The following is a 16,441-nucleotide window of genomic DNA, read 5'->3' on the forward strand; positions in this document are numbered from 1 at the left end:
TTTTTTTGATGACAAATATACAAATACTTTTAATTATTTCAGTTTTTCGGAGAGTTTTTGTGCTTGTGATTGATTGTTAGCCATTCCTTCATAGCTAAAACCATACATTTCACAAAAACGTTTTATAGTGTATTCTCCGTCATTAATCATAAACTCGGAAAGACTTAAACCTTGATATAAAAAAAAGAGTTTACGAGGAGCAAACGAATTTGGGGCAATAGTCCCGTAAAAACGCTCTAACAAGGTGCGTACGATGCTACTTATATTGTGCCAATATACAGGAGACCCAAGCACAATGATATCGGCATTTCTAATTTTCGTCAATACTTCATCGAATTGGTCGCCCGAGAGAGTCTGTCCGTAATGATTGACTCTATACTCCACTAGATTAAGTGTTTCGTATGTTTTTCCTTTGAGTAATGTTTGTGCTAACTGAGCCGTATTGCCGTTAGGGTTTGGGCTTCCGTTGATAAAAAGAATCTTTTGGGTATTCTTCTTGTTGTTCATTTCTTTGTCTTTGTTTTGGCAACTTGCCGTTCCTATTAAAGTAAAAAAAGCAAGTGCAAGTGTTAATAATTTGCTTTTATTCATCTTTTTTCTTTTTTTGTCGTCAGTATTCTTGACGACTGATTAATTATTTATTACAAATTCTTTTTAAAAAACTCTGTGAGTTTCTTTACCGCTTGGGTTACGTAGGGTTCTTTCCAATAGGTTTGGATATGGGTGGCTCCTTCAAGCAGATAGAGTTCTTTAGGTTGTGCATTGACGGCTTTAGCAAAGGCATCTTCGGTCATATCACGAGTGTCGGCTTTACTACCGGCAAGCATTAAGAGCGGTTGGTTGATAAGCTCTATTTGGTCGGTAGCATCAAAGCGCATCAAGTCCAGAAGACTGCTTTGGGTGTAACGGAAGGTGCTGTTTGGGTGGGCGTGGGTTTCAAGATAATATTCATAACCTTCGCGATAGAGTTCAAAAGGCATTTTAGCAACCTCTTCTTTGCTCATTTTAGGCATATTGCCCACATAACGCACTTCACCACCACGAGCTTCTTCTTCGCGGGCTTCAGAAGCCTCTTTAAGTCGTTGTTGGATAGTAGCTACTTGCGAGTTTTTAAAACCATTACGGCGCACCAATCCTGTGTTGAACATACTCAATGTTGCTACAGCTTTAAATCGCTTATCGGTTTTTGCTGCATTGAGTGTATAGCCTCCTCCGCCACAGATACCGAGTATCCCGATACGATTGGCATCTACCCCAGCGTAGGTACTGATAAAATCGGCAGCAGCGTGAAGGTCGGCAGTACGGCTGGAGGGAGTATCTACATTACGAGGGGTACCTCCACTGGCTCCTTGATAAGCAGCATCGGGAACTATCACAATATAACCTTGCTTTGCCAAAAACTCGGCATACAAACCTGCGACTTGTTCTTTTACGCCACCGTTAGGGTGGGCTACCACTATAGCAGGATATTTTTTAGTTTTGTCATATCCCGCAGGTGTATAGACATTAGCTGCAATGCTAATACCATCATTGCGGGTATATTGTACGGGGTGCATTTGTTGTGCTGATAGGTTCATAATAGTCGTAAGAGTTAAAAGGTTTATTGTCTTTTTCATTTCTATATGTTTTTATTATTTGTTCATTAACTAATTACAAGGCAAAGATACAGCGGATTTGCCAAAAGATTGTTACACAAAAGTCGGTAGTTTTTACAAATTTTTCTAAGTTCTTATTTTATGTATTGTTGCCAGAACGCTACAGCCAAATCTAACCAACCTTCAGCATCGGTGCCATTGCCTAAACCAAATCCGTGCGAAGCAGTTTGGTAGCGATGAAAGGCTACGGGTACACCTACACGTTTGAGGTTCTCGGCGCGACGTTGCATACCATCAGCAGAGGCAATGCCATCATTAGAAGCTACTGCGAGAAAAGTAGGTGGAAAATCTTTGCTGTAAAGACTTTGCCCTGTATAGATAATCACAGCAGTAGCAGGTTGGGGCAAGTGGGCGTTAGTAAATTTCTTAACTCCATAGTAGGCAATATTGCCCACCATACGTGCGCCTGCCGAGCCTCCCCAAAGAGAATAATCTTCTGTTGAGACGCCTAACGTTTTAGAATTTTGCAGTACATAAGCGATAGCTTGGGCTAAATCTTCGGTGGCGTACTGCTCACTGCCAATGCGGTAGCGTATCACAAAGGCATTGTAACCCAGTTCGCTAATGCGTTTAGCCAGAGGAAAGCCTTCGTGCAAAGAACCTATGTATGAGAAACCACCTCCAGGGCATATTATAGCAAACGGAGCCCCTTGTTTGCCACGAAAAAAGAAGAGTCCTGTGTTTTGCTTGCGAGGATCTTGTTTTTTCTCATTGTCAGTATAAATGTTATAGAAGATAGTTTGCCCTTTATCCACTTCATCAATAAGATGGTTTACAGCGTTGAGTACTACATTGGGGTGCACATTGCTGTGGTAGGGCATAGTACGGGCTATTTGTGAAAGCGGTAGGGTGTAGTAGTTGCTATTCTCATCAAAGGGCAAAAGCAGTTCGCCATAGCCTGTAAAGGCTTTATGATAGATGAGGTCTTGTACGGTATGTGCAACTGTAAGGTGTTCGCTTGTAGTTGTCGAAGCTTGAGGATTGTTAGGCATAAGGTCTTTATTTTGAGCACAGCTTGTAAAGCTAAGAGTTAAGAGAATTAGTGGTGATATGAGATTTTTCATAAGGCTTATTTTTTATAGTTTCTCCAAATTTTTTAAGTATTTTAGGGGTGCAAGCACTCCAAAATTCCCAATCGTGTCCACCTTCACGTAAGATATAATCGTGAGGGTAATTTGCAGCAGTGAGTTGCTGATGGAGGCGTTGGTTTTCACGCGTAAAGAAGTCACGTGTGCCCAATTCAAGGGTGACAGGAGGCAATTCGTTTTGTGGATATTGCTGTATCACCTCATAAATATTGCGTACACCATAGCCTTCGATAACAGAACTCATTGCATAGATATAGCTAAACATATCACGATGAGTAATGCCATAATATAGGGCTCCATAGCCTCCCATCGAGAAGCCTCCTATCATTCGGCTTTGGCGTTCCCCTTTGATATGAAAACGTTTTTCTACTTGTGGAAGAAACTCTTGAAAAAAGTAGCTTTCGTAGCGAATAGAGCGTCCTGCTACATTGTCTAAATACATCCACGTATTGCCATCGGGGGTGATGATAACTGCTTCGGGCATAATGCCATCGGCAATAGCCTTATCGGCTTGTTCTTGGAGTTTATCGTACACAAACCAATCGTTTTGGTTGCCACCATAGCCGTGCAATAGGTATAGTACAGGGTATGTTTTCTCATTGCTGTAACCAGCTGGTAGATAAACCGTGTAATACATATCTCTGCCTACTATTTCGCTTTTTATTACTTGGTCGTGTAGCACAGTGCTTCCATTACTGTTAGTTTGTATAGGTTCGGGGGTATTGGTAACAGTGGGGGTACCTTCTGTTTTAGAGCAAGAAAAAAGTGTAATACTCATCAAGATAAGGATAGGTAAATTCATATTCTTTTAATTTTTATTGTTTGACGAGGCAAAGGTACTGCGGTATTTTGAACAGATTGTTACACAAAAGTCGGTAGTTTTTACAAATTTTTCTATCTTTGTCGCATTATGAGTATGAGTAACGAAAATATCATTATTGAAGACAGCCTTCACCGCTTAGGTAGTGAGGAGTTGCGACATTGTATAGCCCACGTGCTATGCGAGGCGGGTAGTTATGTTTTTAAGTACAACGGAGAAAATTTTGTGCTCGAAGCCGGACAAACGATGATTATTCCTTATCAGCAGTTTATAGAGGCCGTTGTGCCCTCACCCTACTTGCAAGCTACTTGTATCTACCTCACCCCTAAATATGTTGAATACTGTACCCCGCGTAGCAATTATGGCATACGAGGGGCGTTGGCACTATTTGCTAACCCTATTATGCCCCTCACCGAAAAGCAGTTTGCCCAACTGCAATACGATTTTCAGCAAATAAAACGCCGACTGACCGATACCACTCACGCTTTTCAAGAGGAAGTGCTACACAGTGCGGTACAAATGCTTATTTTAGATTATTTTGATATTCATACCTCGCTGTTTGGGAAGCAGAAAATAACCTTTCAGGACAACGATCTTATGGTGCGTTTTATGGCATTGTTAGAACAAGAAGAGTATGTGCAACATCGCGAAGTGGGCTATTATGCCGATAAGCTCTTTGTCTCGCCCAAGCACCTATCGGAAGTGAGCAAGCAGGTAAGCGGGCGCAATGCCCTCTTTTGGATTAACCGCTTTACTACCATACATATACGCAAGATATTACAACAAAAAACACACTCTATCACCGAGCTTACCGACCTTTTTGGTTTTTCTTCCACCGCCTATTTCTCTCGCTTTGTACAACAACATTTAGGGGTAAGTCCGAGTGAATTTTATCAGTAATAATAAACTCCCCGTGATGCGAGCCACATAGGCTGTAACCACAGGGATTTTTATTTATTGCTTGTCGTGCTACGACCTAATTACCATATTGTAGTATCATCTCTACAAAAGCAGGGTCTCGGTGAGAAGCGAAGAGTGTTTGCTGGGTGTCGAGAGCGGCTATTTGGCTCATATCCTCTGCTGAGAGTTGAAAGTCAAATACATTAAGGTTTTGTTCCATACGCTCTTTGCGCACCGACTTAGGAATGCAGATAATATCGCGTTGCAAGAGATAGCGCAAAGCTACTTGGGCAGCACTTTTGTGATACTTTTCACCAATAGCATTGAGAGTAGGATTGGCAAAGAAATCGTTTTTACCTTCGGCAAAAGGTCCCCACGACATTAGCTTGGTATCGTATTTCTTCATTAGTTCTTGGAGGTCTTGCTGTTGGTAGAATACGTGTGTTTCCATTTGGTTTACAGCAGGTTTTATCTCGCAGTGGTATGCCAAATCGAGGTATCTATCGGCATAGAAGTTGCTGACGCCAATAGCGCGCACTTTGCCCTCTTTGTAGGCTTCTTCCATAGCGCGATAAGAGCCGTAATAATCGCCAAAAGGTTGGTGAACGAGTAGCAAATCGATATAATCAGTTTGTAGTTTGCGCAAAGAGGTTTCGATAGAGGCTTTTGCCTTTTCGTAGCCTGCATTGCTTATCCACACTTTGGTAACGATAAAGAACTCTTTGCGGGGGATACCACTTTTCTTAATAGCGTTGCCTACGCCTTCTTCATTTTTGTAGATTTGGGCAGTGTCAATCATTCGGTAGCCTACTGCAATAGCATCGCTTACGCAACGCTCACATTCTTCGGGGTTTACTTGGTATACACCGTAACCCAATAGGGGCATTTGTACCCCGTTGTTTAATTGGATGTTTTTCATTTGTAATTCTTATTTTTAGTTTTTTGACCTTGCAAAGATAAACAAATTTGTCAAATAATTATTACAGAGGAGTTGGTAGTTTTTGCTAATTTTTTTCCTCAATAAAGTTAGGTAGAACTCAACAAAACTGCATTATCCAAATGAAAACTTTAATATCACACTAAATAAAGCTAATTCGTTAGAAAATAAAAATCCCCTTGCAAATAGAGAATGCAAGGGGAGAAAAATAAAAACTATTTGTTACCTAATCCTTTAACAATAAGTCCGCCTACAAAAGCTAAGGCAGCAGCTATTGCACTTGTAACAACTTTTTTAACTTTTTCATCTTTAATGAGGTTTTCAGCAGTTTTTTTTCCATCTTGAAAACCACGTCCGTATTGTCCTCTACTCATAATGTAAAAGATTTTAAGTTAATACCTACTGTCTGTTGCAGGCTTTTCGGTTTCCGCCTTTGCATTGTGTAAAGACAATAAAAAAACGTGAGCCATTCCTCCTTACTTTCTTGCAGAAGCCCGACCAAAGGCTATGTAGCAAAGTAAAAGGAATGCCCACGTTTGAACGTAGGCATTTCCACTTTAACTTTCCTGCTACTAAAATATTGGTCGTTTTCTGCAAGAGGAAAATTGTAAGCGAAACGCTATATGTCGTTTTTTATGTTATATCTTTTAAATGCTGTTTAAATGAGTTCTTAAATTCATTGCAAAGGTAATGAATTCTTTGTAATATGCAAGGGGTGAGAAATAAAATCGTTAAAAAAATACTATTCAACCTTTATGATTTGTCTATGATCATTAATCCACATAACTATATTAAGATAATCAGTAGAAGTTTGATATCTATCCAAACTTACTGTACCATAAACAATTGCGTGGCAACCATTGGGATAATCTTTAATAAGAGAATATTCCTTACTTACTAACTTTATTGCAATTGTTTTCTCTTTACCTTCATCTACTATTTCTTCACCATACAAGAAAAGAGAAGGTTTATTCTTATCTCCTATGTGGTAAATATCCCCTTCAATACAGATAGGATAGCCTTTGTGGATGATTTTTAAGATACCCCCATATTGTTTAAAAGCAAAATAAAAATCTTTCCATTTGACTTGCTCTTTTCCAAAATATAATACAAATTGAGATAAATCGGCATTACTTTCCAAATCATCTCTTAAACGTAATACATCTCTTATCGTTTTTAGATAATTGTTATAGTATTTGTTGTCAGCATATATGCCCTTGCTATATCTGTCATAAGATAGTGTGTTGTTATTGGTTTTCGTACTTTTTTTGTTATAAGGATTTTTTAAACTCAAAATATATTTACCTTTTTCAATGGGTAAACACTGTGATTCAGCTACAATTTCCTTTATTCTATTTGAAATATTGTATGGGCAATCTTCTTTATGAACTGAGGTTTTACTGTCTCTGAAGAAAGCTGAGACGATAGAAGAATTGTCTTTACCAGAGCTTCTTGTATGTGTTTCAACAAAAGAGAGTTTCGCTCCACAAGAACATCTAACTTCTTTTCTGTCGTTACATTTTTTAAACATTTCTTCATACTCACGAGGAGTAACAAGTTCATTTTTTTCAACAAGTAATGCTTTTCTAATCTTCATAATATTTTTACATTTAAAATTATTGGCAAAAGTATGGGCTTTTTGCTTATTGGCAAAATAAAAGTTCTGACATTTTTTAGGGTTGCCCTAAGTGATTTTTCTTTATTGCGTGTCGTGCTACGACTCGTACTACGACCTTATTGCTTCAATTATATTATCTACTTGTAGTTTTTCGAGGATATTTTGGCGGTGGCGGTTTACGGTATGTATGCTGATGTTCAGTTTTTCGGAGATTTCTTTGCTGAACATTCCTTCTTTGGCAAGGGCGAGTATCTCTCTCTCGCGCGGGGTGAGTAGTGCATCGGTAGCACTTTCGATAACAAAAGGTACAATCTCATCGGTAAGACAGTTTTTTATCTGAAAACGGACAGAAGTATTGGCTGATTGCTCGGGAGCAAGGTCTATCATACCCATAGCCAAAAAATTATCGTCTTTGAATGCCAATAGGCGCGTTTGGTAAATCATTCGTATATACTTCCCTTTTTCTAATACTCTCAACTCATAGATGTATTTGTAAGTGAGCTTTTCTTCTTCGGGGAGTGTATCCAAAAACTCCCATACTTTTTTATCAATTCGTCTTACCACTTCTAAATCATCGGGGTGTACTAACTTCTCGATGTCGAGCTCTTGAGGCGTATCAATATTCTCTACATATTCGGTTACATAATAGTAACGACCGAATCTATCTAACAGAAAAACAGCAAAACTACCTGCTTCTTCTAAGATTTTTAAGTGTGGAATGTATTCCTGTGCTATTTCCTCTATGCTTTTATCGGTTGTCATCTTCAAAATGGTTATTTTTCAGTATTGTGCAGTTATGCGCACCAGCGTAATTTTGCGCCAAAGATAATTAAATATTTTTAAAAGATGAAACATCAATCACGAACCATTAGGAATTTATGTATTTTTATTCTCGTAGCCCTCAGTTGTGGCTGGGTGGGCGTATGGGTGGATGCTCTTACGGGTGAAACGACAGGCGATTTTAGCGATACTAGCAATGGTACTAGCGGAATGGGTATTTTTATAGTGGCTCCGCTGCTTACCTGGCTTGTGTTGCGCGCTTTTATGGGCGATGGTTGGCGCGATGCAGGATTGCGTCCGCTTATTGAGAAAAACCTGCGTTGGTATGGGGTGGCAACCCTTATTTACCCTGCGGTGATTGCCGTTACCCTGCTTATAGGGGAGCTTTTGGGCTGGCTGGATGTACAAATCCGGTGGACGGACTATCTTGCGGGCTTTGGTATTTTTGTAGTAGCCGAATTTGTAAAGAATTTCTTTGAAGAATCGGCGTGGCGGGGGTATCTTACGGCTCGTTTGCTCAGTTTGCATATTAAAGACGTGTGGCTCTATCTCATTGTGGGGGTAGTGTGGTGCTCGTGGCATTGGCCTTACTTTTTCTACTTCATAAAACCCGAACAGCTATTTGCTGTATTCCCTTACGATAAGGTTACTTTTTGTATAATGGCATTGGTGTGCTGCACCTCGTGGACGGTGATGTATACCGAACTTTTCCGCCTTACAAAGTCGATATGGCCTGGGGTGTGGATGCACGCTATTGAGGATACTGTCATTAACAGTTTGATATACGATAAGCATATTCTCATTGAAGCAGGTAGAGAGATACTCATTTCGCCCGTTTCGGGGATTATTCCTTGTCTGCTGTACCTTGGCGTAGGTTTATGGCTGAGGAAGTTACGAATGATGAGAGACGAATGACGAGAGACGAATGACGAGAGACGAATGACGAGAGACGAATGACGAGAGACGAATGACGAGAGACGAATGACGAGAGACGAAAACTCCCCGTGATGCGAGCTACATAGGCAGTTTGCATTACGGGGAGTTGTTTTATTGAGTGTTGTGCTATGACTCCTCAATTTTAAGGTAGTCTTTAGCTTTTGTAGGCGATATAACACTGCGCCCCAATTGAGCTTCCAATTGCTTGCGCGCTACTTTGGCTACACTACTACCTTCTTTAGCTACCTTTTTCTGTTCTTCTACTCCTTGTGGATCGCGTTGTTTGGAAAGTTCGGTAGTTGAGGCTTCGGCTAATATGTTAAAAGCCATTTCCAAGTTAGTCATATTATCGCGTAAGTTCTCTTTTTTGAGTCCTTTATACTGCTTGTATTCTTTGGTAGTAAAGCCACTCCATTGTTGGGTGATAATATCAGTGAGCGTAGCGTACTCTACACCTTCTTTTACTCCCGTACGTTTCCACTCATCGGTAAGTTCTTTTTGCACTTCAATAGATTTGATACGCTGGTTTATCCACGCTTCCGAATATCCCAAGCGGCGGTAATCAGCTACAGCTTGTTCTATAGAGCGTTCAGGGTCTTGCAATTGGTCAATACGAGTGCTAGCAACTTCTGCCATCCATAGTTTGAAAGGTTCTGCCTTAGGAGAAGGTATAGACTGTATCAAGCGTAAAAGTTGTTCAGTATCAGCAACATCAGTAAGTCGCATTTTACCATCAGCAGCTTTTAACTTCAAAGCGTTACAGTTTGTAACGGTTTCATTTCCCTCTTCTTTTAGTCGTTTTTTTAATACACGCCAATAGGTCTGAGGGTTAGGGCTATCAGTTAATATAGCCACTACATCTACAATAGAGAAATACCATTTCTCGTGAGTGTCGTCCCAAATGGTACGCACCTTGCGTTCTTCAAATAATTTGATAGCTTCTTTTTTCATTTCAGATGATGAAAGATTTTTAAGTTACAAAGATAGTAATAATTGATTAATTAACCATTGATAGTTTACAAAAACTTCCTGTAGTGCGTTCTGTATAAGTAGTTTGCATACGAGAATTTTATGTGTGATTTGTTCTCGTTAAATGATTACATCTTCAGGAGAAGCATAAGAAAAAGGCACCCATCGGTAGTCCTTCTCTTTGCCTATATATCCCAAACCAGGGAAAGGTAAATGCCCTGCAAGAATAAGCGTATGCTCTTTGTAGCAGTTCTCTAGTATGCGTAGGCGTGTGTGAATACCTTGCTGATAATCAGTATCCCACAACACACCCCAATCGGGTTTAGCAATGAGCAAAGGCGAGTGAACCGTATCGGCTAAGTGCTTTAACGAACGTCCCTCTGAGATGATAGTTACAAGCGTATGCCCCGGCGTATGTCCTTCGGCTAACTCGGTTTTTAATATCCCAAAAAGAGTATCACCTGCGCTGAAGAAGTGCAGATGATTGCCTAGAGCTTTGAGAATATTGCGCGAATAGTTTAAGTATTGTTCTAACTGCTGGGGCGTTCTCTTATATTTAGTTTTAGAAAAATCGGGATTAGGTGATAGCCAAAAGTCGTACTCCTTTTTGTTGATATAACATTGCGCATTAGGAAAAGTGAGTTTGCCATCGGGAGTGGTAAGTCCCCCAATATGGTCGCCGTGAGCGTGAGTGATAAATACATCAGTAATATCAGAAGGAGAAACACCTATCTTTATGAGATTTTCGGGGAGTCTTCCTATATTGGTTTTCCCAGAATGCTTTCCATTACCAGCATCGATTAAGATATACTTATTAGCTGATTTTATAAGCAATATATTCACCGACATCTGCATCAGTTCGGGGTTGAGATACAGTTTTTGCATCTGGTTTACAAAGTCCTTTTTAGGTATTTGAGGGGCAAAGATAGATTGAGGAGGAGAGACGTTCATATATCCATCAGATAGGAGAAAGAGCTCCAAATCTCCCAATGTGATTTTAAGGCTACATCCTGTTGCAACAACATTGCTGTCAGTAGTTTTTTTAGGTAAGAAACTCATTAGTGAGGGAACTGCTAAAAGCCCTCCACTGAGGGCAGTGGTTTGAAAGAATTTACGTCTATTCATAATATCGATTAGCTTTACTTTATTTATTGATGACACAAAGATACAAAATAATTGACAATTAACCATTGATAATTGACAAAAAAACTCCCCGTGATGCAAGCTACATAGGCAGTTTGCATACGGGGAGTTTATTTTCTAATTCTTTCATTTCCTCATTTGCTAATTGACGATTTTATCAACTGTAGCATTGCTGTATCTATCTTTTCTGCTGTAGCGAAGTTTTGCTTTATATGGTATTTTTCGGCGATAGCAGCAATTTTCTCGTAGCGTATATTTACCGTTTTTCCCTCCTCGTAGATGAGGATTTTCAAAGGGAGTTCAATAGCAAAGCGAGGGTTTTCCTGCATTAGGGCGGTTCCTACTTTGGGATTGCCTACTATAAGTACAGTTGCGGGCTGCATACTTTCGCCTACTGCCTCAGCCGCTTTGTGATGTTCAATAGTGGCAAAAATGGTAATCCCTTTGCTGTTCAGTGTTTTCTGAAGTGCTGCTACGGTCTCTTCAAAAGCTAATGGACTTTGGAAGTCTCCATAAGGTTTTATTACATCTTTACAACTAATAATAGGTTGTGCTGCTGCTAAGAACGGGAATAATAAGAAAATAATAAGGTGTTTCATATAGTTTATTATAAGTGTTTTTCAAAGAAAGTAAGGGTAAGTTCATTTAGCTTGTGGTGAGTTTCCTCAATAGGGGTTTTGCTACTAAATCCCAAAAGATGAGGAAAAGGCACCCATAAAGGCGCATCGGTAAAATCTACGTGGAAGATATCGGGGATTTGTATAAATTCACTTTCAGCTGTGTTTTTGCATAGGTTTCCCATTGTGCTGAGGTGCTCTTGAATATCGCTTTCTGTCCACCCACCTGAGCGTTCTCTTTCTGTACGCATAGCTTCTGCAGGACGTGTGATCACCATTGTAGGAACACACAAACCCGTTCGTGCTATTTTTTGAGGAATCCGCGATTCCATAATCAAATTAGCCTTGATACGAGGGTCTTTCCAAGAGGCTTCCGATACGATAATTCCTCCGAGAGAGACCCCAAAAGCTCCTAATCTATCCAAGTTGAGTTTGTTGTAAAGAAGATTGTTAGGGTCGTTTGTGTTGAGCATAGTAAGGAAATCTATTACTCGCGATACATCTTTGGCGAAGTAGGCTATCAATCCCCCCTCAAAAGTTTTTCCGTTATAGTTCAAAAGTGGATTTTCTTCTGTAAGACTTTCATTGAGCATAGGGTCGATGAGCGTTCGCGGCAGGCTTTTGAGCGTACTGCCGTCGGGGAACGTTGCCAAGGCTACAGCCATAGGGCAATCAATACCTACCACTATATAGCCTTGAGAGACTAATTCTTGTATCTGAAAAGTATTTATACATCGGTGTCCATAAAGTCCTGTAAGGTATAAAAGTACAGGATATTGCACTTTTTCCTTGTTTATAGGAGCTTTTACTAAGGCATTCGAACGCTTGAATTGCAACGGATAAAGCAACGCCTTTGGAATATGCAAAAGCTCTGAAATAGCCTCGCTCACCTTTATAGCTTCAGGGATATAAGGGGCGTAATCAGGTTGAGAGGTGTTTTCGGCAGGGTACCACACTTGTATAGGGATTTGTCTGGCTTGATGTTTATCAGTGATGAAAATCTCCTCCCTATCAGGGTCGGTTACACAATAACTCACTGTACCAATGGCATACTTGCCCGTAGGTTTTGCAAAAAGCGCAGGACGAAATATATAGTAAGCCCCTCCCACGAGCAACAGCAATAGTATGGTGATAAGGATATACATCTTTTTCTTTTTCATTTGCTAATTATATTGAGGTAGTGGCAAAGATACGCAATGAACCATCTGTTTCCTTACGTTGTATATAGCCTTTGAGGGTCATTTGGTGTAATTGTTTCTTTACTGCTGCGGTAGCTATCCCAGCTTTTTTTGCATTTAAAGGTAGCCTGTGGCTACCTTTAAACGGTATAATATGCAAAAGTACATATTATTTTTTACTTAACCTACTAAATTTGTAGCTTTTGTATCAGCCACCCATTCCACCATCAACGGCATCTAATTTTAACTGGTGATAATTTGACACCGTTTCATTTTCCCTCTTTTTTGAGTAATTCCCAAAGGTGTGCATTTTGAGTTCTTTAAATCTTACTCCACTAATTGTTCTATCTGTTTTTGCAGTGTCGCGCGTTCGTTGGGGGATTTAGAGAGAGTAATTGCTTTTTGGTAATGAGCAATTGCTTTTTGGTTATCAATATCAGTATATAAATATCCCAACAACTCGTGGTAGTAACGATTGTCTTGTAATCCTAATTTTTCAGCCTCGACAATAGCTTTTTCTTTGCCGTATACCTTGCCATAAGCAAAAGTCCTGTTTAAGGCTATTACAGAAGAATATTCAATGATAATCAGTTGGTTATATAGACGGAGAATATACTCCCACTTGTTTTCGTCAGTAGGGGTAGTATGCCAATAGGCAATGCCAGCTTCTAAGTGATATTTAGAGATTTGTGAGCCTTCGCAGGCTTTTACTAAATAATAGTTACCTCTATGTATAAGTTCTTTATCCCATTTGCTTTTATCTTGTTGTTCATAAAGAGTGTTTTCACCAGTGGTATTGATACGGGCTTCAAGTCTGGAACTTTGGAAACACATCAGCGATAAAAGAGCATTCACTTGTGGTGTATCAGTTTGAGGGTGTTCGGCAAGTAAGAGCGTAAGGCGCAAAGCTTCTTTGCAAAACTCCTTTCGTATAAACTGATTGTTGGTTTCGGAAAAATAGCCTTCATTGAAAAATAAGTACAAACAGCGCAATACAGTTTCTAATCGCGCTTGTATATCGGCTGGACTTACGATTTTGATTTGAAAATGATGCTCTCTGAGCTTGCTTTTAGCTCTAAGAAGTCGTTTTTTTATAGTTTCGGTATGGGTAAGCAGGGCATTAGCAATCTCTTCCACCGTAAAACCACAGAGTATTTGCAAAGCCAAACTTATTTGAGACTCTACAGAAATAGAAGGATCGCAGATATTGAAGAGCATTTCTAACTGACTATCGTTTATTTCAGAAGTTTCAAAGGTAAGTTCTTCGCTTTTCTCAGTAGGTGTAAGTGCCTTTTTTACTTTATCTTCGAATATAGCTACGTGTTTTTCATAGTCTTTAGCTTTGTTTTTGGCGACGGTGTAAAGCCACGCAGTAGGGTTGGGAGGTAAGGGCTCTCTTTCCCACAATTCATAGGCTTTTAAGAAAGTATCACTTACAATATCTTCAGCAATCTCCAAATGAGAAAAGCCAAAATGGCGACATAAGACTGCCACCATTTTAGCGTATTCTTTTCGAAATAAATCGGATAAAAGTTGTGAGTGAGGCATTTTAATCTCTTTTTAGCACTTCACGCACTTCAATACTACCACCTACTTGTTCAAAAATAGGGTTGGCTTTAGCCATTTCCACTGCTTCATCAATGTTTTCAGCTTTTACTACCACATAGCCACTGATAAACTCCTTAATTTCGGTAAAAGGTCCATCGGTTACAACCTTATCGGCTTTGATAGTTTTGGCACTGCCAGCGATAGGCAAAAGGGTATTGCCTTTGTCGGCTAATTTGTTTTGTGAAGCGATACCTGCAAGCCAGTTCATACGTTCTTGCATTTGCTCCGGAGTAGGTTTGAAATCAGCGATGTTGTTCAAACGAAAAATTAATACAAAATCTTTCATACATTTTTAAATTTAATATTATACCCCTATAACGATTGAATTTCCTCTATGGGGACAAAGATAGTAAAAATTAACAATTAACAAAAACTCCTCGTGATGCGAGCCACATAGGCTTCACCACGGGGAGTTTTTTTATTGCTTGTCGTGCTACGACTCGTACTACGACTTAATTAGCCAAATTCATCTTATAGAACTCTTCAAACTTGTCAAAAGGTATTTTGCCTGCTTTGTCATCGTATAAATCTACGTGAGTAGCATTGGGTACGATATAGAGTTCTTTGTCTTTACTACCTATTTGTTTGTAAGCATCTTCACTGAAATAGCGCGAATGTGCTTTTTCGCCGTGAACGAGCAAGGCAGGGGTTTGCATTTCGGCTGCGTAGTGCAAGATAGGCATATTAATAAGGGCTAACATACCGGTATCAGCCCAAGAGTGTTCGGGGTTAGAGTTTACAGCACGAGGGTGAAAACCGCGCTTGGTGCGGTAAAAATCGGCATACTCGGCAATGAACTTAGGTGTTTCGGGGGTGATAGTTTTAGGGTCGAGGTTATTAGCAGGCAGGTAGGAAGCATAGCCTTTTTTAGCACTTTCCCAGCGTGCATTATTCATTTGTTCTTTCATCTTACGGCGTGCTTCGGGAGTATTGCCTGGTACGCGGTCGTAAGTGCCTTGAGCATTGGGGGTCATTTTTATTTCATAGCCATTAGCCGATACGCGGGTCATATCGTACATAGTGCTGGTGCCTACGGCTTTGATACGAGTATCCGAAAGGGCAGCGTTGAGAGCAAAACCACCCCAACCGCAGATACCGAGAATACCAATGCGCTCGCGGTCTACATTCTCCAAAGAGCCTAAGAAATCAACAGCAGCTGAAAAGTCTTCAGTATTGATTTCGGGACTGGGCATATTGCGGGGTTCGCCAGAACTTTCCCCAGTAAAAGAGGGATCAAAAGCAAGGGTTACAAAGCCGCGCTCAGCAAGGGTTTGGGCATAAAGCCCAGATGATTGTTCTTTCACTGCTCCAAAAGGACCTGAAACAGCAATAGCAACGAGTTTACCCTGAGTGTTTTTAGGGGTATAGAGGTCGGCAGCAAGGGTAATGCCATAGCGGTTTTTAAAGGTTACTTTGCGGTGGTCTACTTTTTCTGATTTGGGGAATATCTTATCCCATTCTTGTGTAAGTGTCATAGCGTTTTCGGTATTAGAGGATTGAGCTTCTGTTTGTGTATTTTCGGTGTTGTTCACTTGTTTGTTTTGGCAAGAAACCATAGCCAAAACTGTTGTAAATGTTAAAAAGATTTTCTTCATACGGTATTATTTTCTAGTTCTTTAATTATTTTCGCTGGTACGCCTGCCACTACTACATTAGCAGGTACATCTTTGGTAACAACGGCACCAGCCGCTACTACCGAGTTTTCACCTATGGTAACCCCAGCGGTAATTACAGCCCCAGCGCCTATCCATACGTTCTTACAAATATGCACGTGGTCAACACTCAAACTCTGGCGGTTGGCAATAGTCACGGGGTGTCCTTCGCTAGAAATAGTAACCTTAGGGGCTATCATCACCTCTTCATCAATGGTAATACCGCCTAAATCGAGGAACGAACAATCGTGGTTGATAAAGGTATGCGCCCCTATGCGGAGATTCCTACCGTAATTTAGATGAATAGGGGTAGTAATCACAGCGGTTTCGTGCATTCGGTTCCCGAAGAGTTCTTGTAATAGTTGCTTTGTTTCAGTAGTGTCGGCAGTGTTATTGAGGCGTACAAGAAGTTTTTTGCTTTCGGCACAAGCCTCGTGAATGAAGTGGTAATCGGAGTCAAAGAAAGAAACAGTTTCTCCTGCAAGGAGACGAGAAAAGATATTGTTCATAAGCGTTAGTCTTTAGTTCTTAGACTCTTTG

19 protein-coding genes are annotated in these 16,441 nt (G+C 40.2%); 2 read left to right on the plus strand and 17 right to left on the minus strand.

The genetic code is table 11. From position 1 onward, the window contains the following. Positions 1-33: 33 nt before the first annotated feature. From JMN12_RS10920 to JMN12_RS10935, 4 genes are all read right to left on the minus strand, one after another. Positions 34-591: a flavodoxin family protein gene (locus JMN12_RS10920; RefSeq protein WP_203139159.1), complete on the minus strand. Its 558-nt coding sequence runs from the start codon at positions 589-591 to the stop codon at positions 34-36. 50 nt (positions 592-641) lie between these two features. Next, positions 642-1,616: an alpha/beta hydrolase gene (locus JMN12_RS10925; protein ID WP_203139160.1), complete on the minus strand. Its 975-nt coding sequence runs from the start codon at positions 1,614-1,616 to the stop codon at positions 642-644. A 113-nt stretch (positions 1,617-1,729) separates the two neighbouring features. Beyond that, positions 1,730-2,719: an alpha/beta hydrolase gene (locus JMN12_RS10930; protein WP_203139161.1), complete on the minus strand. Its 990-nt coding sequence runs from the start codon at positions 2,717-2,719 to the stop codon at positions 1,730-1,732. Beyond that, on the minus strand, positions 2,679-3,545 hold the full coding sequence (locus JMN12_RS10935; protein ID WP_203139162.1) for an alpha/beta hydrolase: 867 nt from the start codon (positions 3,543-3,545) through the stop codon (positions 2,679-2,681). Before JMN12_RS10935 ends, JMN12_RS10930 begins: the two co-directional genes overlap by 41 nt. A 108-nt stretch (positions 3,546-3,653) precedes the next feature. On the opposite strand from JMN12_RS10935, the gene JMN12_RS10940 reads away from it, so the two are divergent. Continuing rightward, a complete protein-coding gene (locus tag JMN12_RS10940; protein WP_203139163.1) occupies positions 3,654-4,463 on the plus strand; it encodes an AraC family transcriptional regulator in 810 nt (269 codons plus the stop codon). Positions 4,464-4,539: 76 nt separating this feature from the next. On the opposite strand, the gene JMN12_RS10945 is transcribed toward JMN12_RS10940, so the two are convergent. The 4 genes from JMN12_RS10945 to JMN12_RS10960 form a co-directional block, all read right to left on the minus strand. Then, complete coding sequence (locus JMN12_RS10945; RefSeq protein WP_203139164.1) at positions 4,540-5,382, minus strand: aldo/keto reductase; 843 nt, start codon at positions 5,380-5,382, stop codon at positions 4,540-4,542. A gap of 233 nt (positions 5,383-5,615) precedes the next feature. Beyond that, positions 5,616-5,774 carry a hypothetical protein gene (locus JMN12_RS10950; RefSeq protein WP_181463708.1) on the minus strand — a complete coding sequence of 53 codons (159 nt, stop codon included), beginning with the start codon at positions 5,772-5,774 and terminating at the stop codon, positions 5,616-5,618. Between the two features lie 368 nt (positions 5,775-6,142). After that, positions 6,143-6,997 (minus strand): hypothetical protein, encoded by an 855-nt coding sequence (locus JMN12_RS10955; protein WP_203139165.1) that lies wholly within the window; start codon positions 6,995-6,997, stop codon positions 6,143-6,145. A 129-nt stretch (positions 6,998-7,126) separates the two neighbouring features. Next, positions 7,127-7,780 carry a response regulator transcription factor gene (locus JMN12_RS10960; RefSeq protein ID WP_203139166.1) on the minus strand — a complete coding sequence of 218 codons (654 nt, stop codon included), beginning with the start codon at positions 7,778-7,780 and terminating at the stop codon, positions 7,127-7,129. A gap of 84 nt (positions 7,781-7,864) precedes the next feature. Between JMN12_RS10960 and JMN12_RS10965 the strand changes: the two genes are divergently transcribed. Beyond that, positions 7,865-8,713 (plus strand): CPBP family intramembrane glutamic endopeptidase, encoded by an 849-nt coding sequence (locus tag JMN12_RS10965; RefSeq protein ID WP_203139167.1) that lies wholly within the window; start codon positions 7,865-7,867, stop codon positions 8,711-8,713. 147 nt (positions 8,714-8,860) lie between these two features. On the opposite strand, the gene JMN12_RS10970 is transcribed toward JMN12_RS10965, so the two are convergent. The 9 genes from JMN12_RS10970 to JMN12_RS11010 all read right to left on the minus strand — a co-directional run bounded on the left by JMN12_RS10970 (position 8,861) and on the right by JMN12_RS11010 (position 16,410). Continuing rightward, positions 8,861-9,685 carry a Bro-N domain-containing protein gene (locus JMN12_RS10970; RefSeq protein WP_203139169.1) on the minus strand — a complete coding sequence of 275 codons (825 nt, stop codon included), beginning with the start codon at positions 9,683-9,685 and terminating at the stop codon, positions 8,861-8,863. Positions 9,686-9,823: 138 nt separating this feature from the next. Beyond that, positions 9,824-10,828, minus strand: coding sequence for an MBL fold metallo-hydrolase (locus JMN12_RS10975; RefSeq protein WP_203139171.1), 1,005 nt, complete (start codon positions 10,826-10,828; stop codon positions 9,824-9,826). 152 nt (positions 10,829-10,980) lie between these two features. After that, positions 10,981-11,445 (minus strand): DUF302 domain-containing protein, encoded by a 465-nt coding sequence (locus tag JMN12_RS10980; RefSeq protein WP_203139173.1) that lies wholly within the window; start codon positions 11,443-11,445, stop codon positions 10,981-10,983. A gap of 8 nt (positions 11,446-11,453) precedes the next feature. Next, a complete protein-coding gene (locus tag JMN12_RS10985) occupies positions 11,454-12,623 on the minus strand; it encodes an alpha/beta hydrolase (protein WP_203139175.1) in 1,170 nt (389 codons plus the stop codon). Positions 12,624-12,630: 7 nt separating this feature from the next. Next, the gene (locus JMN12_RS10990) at positions 12,631-12,801 is read right to left on the minus strand and encodes a hypothetical protein (RefSeq protein WP_203139180.1); all 171 of its coding nucleotides are present in this window, start codon (positions 12,799-12,801) and stop codon (positions 12,631-12,633) included. Positions 12,802-12,968: 167 nt separating this feature from the next. Then, positions 12,969-14,189: an RNA polymerase sigma factor gene (locus JMN12_RS10995; protein WP_203139184.1), complete on the minus strand. Its 1,221-nt coding sequence runs from the start codon at positions 14,187-14,189 to the stop codon at positions 12,969-12,971. 1 nt (position 14,190) lies between these two features. Then, on the minus strand, positions 14,191-14,535 hold the full coding sequence (locus JMN12_RS11000; RefSeq protein ID WP_002666814.1) for a YciI family protein: 345 nt from the start codon (positions 14,533-14,535) through the stop codon (positions 14,191-14,193). Between the two features lie 166 nt (positions 14,536-14,701). Next, positions 14,702-15,844 (minus strand): alpha/beta hydrolase, encoded by a 1,143-nt coding sequence (locus tag JMN12_RS11005; protein WP_203139187.1) that lies wholly within the window; start codon positions 15,842-15,844, stop codon positions 14,702-14,704. Then, positions 15,841-16,410 (minus strand): sugar O-acetyltransferase, encoded by a 570-nt coding sequence (locus JMN12_RS11010; RefSeq protein ID WP_203139190.1) that lies wholly within the window; start codon positions 16,408-16,410, stop codon positions 15,841-15,843. Before JMN12_RS11010 ends, JMN12_RS11005 begins: the two co-directional genes overlap by 4 nt. Positions 16,411-16,441 lie beyond the last annotated feature (31 nt).

The organism is Capnocytophaga genosp. AHN8471 (assembly GCF_016806945.1).
In the GTDB taxonomy this organism is placed as follows: Bacteria; Bacteroidota; Bacteroidia; order Flavobacteriales; family Flavobacteriaceae; genus Capnocytophaga; species Capnocytophaga periodontitidis.

Excerpts from the sequence above, each read along its gene's own strand:
- JMN12_RS10920 (WP_203139159.1), bottom strand. The coding sequence starts at position 591 with ATGAATAAAAGCAAATTATTAACACTTGCACTTGCTTTTTTTACTTTA.
- JMN12_RS10925 (WP_203139160.1), bottom strand. The coding sequence starts at position 1,616 with ATGAAAAAGACAATAAACCTTTTAACTCTTACGACTATTATGAACCTA.
- JMN12_RS10930 (WP_203139161.1), bottom strand. The coding sequence starts at position 2,719 with ATGAAAAATCTCATATCACCACTAATTCTCTTAACTCTTAGCTTTACA.
- JMN12_RS10935 (WP_203139162.1), bottom strand. The coding sequence starts at position 3,545 with ATGAATTTACCTATCCTTATCTTGATGAGTATTACACTTTTTTCTTGC.
- JMN12_RS10940 (WP_203139163.1), top strand. The coding sequence starts at position 3,654 with ATGAGTATGAGTAACGAAAATATCATTATTGAAGACAGCCTTCACCGC.
- JMN12_RS10945 (WP_203139164.1), bottom strand. The coding sequence starts at position 5,382 with ATGAAAAACATCCAATTAAACAACGGGGTACAAATGCCCCTATTGGGT.
- JMN12_RS10950 (WP_181463708.1), bottom strand. The coding sequence starts at position 5,774 with ATGAGTAGAGGACAATACGGACGTGGTTTTCAAGATGGAAAAAAAACT.
- JMN12_RS10955 (WP_203139165.1), bottom strand. The coding sequence starts at position 6,997 with ATGAAGATTAGAAAAGCATTACTTGTTGAAAAAAATGAACTTGTTACT.
- JMN12_RS10960 (WP_203139166.1), bottom strand. The coding sequence starts at position 7,780 with ATGACAACCGATAAAAGCATAGAGGAAATAGCACAGGAATACATTCCA.
- JMN12_RS10965 (WP_203139167.1), top strand. The coding sequence starts at position 7,865 with ATGAAACATCAATCACGAACCATTAGGAATTTATGTATTTTTATTCTC.
- JMN12_RS10970 (WP_203139169.1), bottom strand. The coding sequence starts at position 9,685 with ATGAAAAAAGAAGCTATCAAATTATTTGAAGAACGCAAGGTGCGTACC.
- JMN12_RS10975 (WP_203139171.1), bottom strand. The coding sequence starts at position 10,828 with ATGAATAGACGTAAATTCTTTCAAACCACTGCCCTCAGTGGAGGGCTT.
- JMN12_RS10980 (WP_203139173.1), bottom strand. The coding sequence starts at position 11,445 with ATGAAACACCTTATTATTTTCTTATTATTCCCGTTCTTAGCAGCAGCA.
- JMN12_RS10985 (WP_203139175.1), bottom strand. The coding sequence starts at position 12,623 with ATGAAAAAGAAAAAGATGTATATCCTTATCACCATACTATTGCTGTTG.
- JMN12_RS10995 (WP_203139184.1), bottom strand. The coding sequence starts at position 14,189 with ATGCCTCACTCACAACTTTTATCCGATTTATTTCGAAAAGAATACGCT.
- JMN12_RS11000 (WP_002666814.1), bottom strand. The coding sequence starts at position 14,535 with ATGAAAGATTTTGTATTAATTTTTCGTTTGAACAACATCGCTGATTTC.
- JMN12_RS11005 (WP_203139187.1), bottom strand. The coding sequence starts at position 15,844 with ATGAAGAAAATCTTTTTAACATTTACAACAGTTTTGGCTATGGTTTCT.
- JMN12_RS11010 (WP_203139190.1), bottom strand. The coding sequence starts at position 16,410 with ATGAACAATATCTTTTCTCGTCTCCTTGCAGGAGAAACTGTTTCTTTC.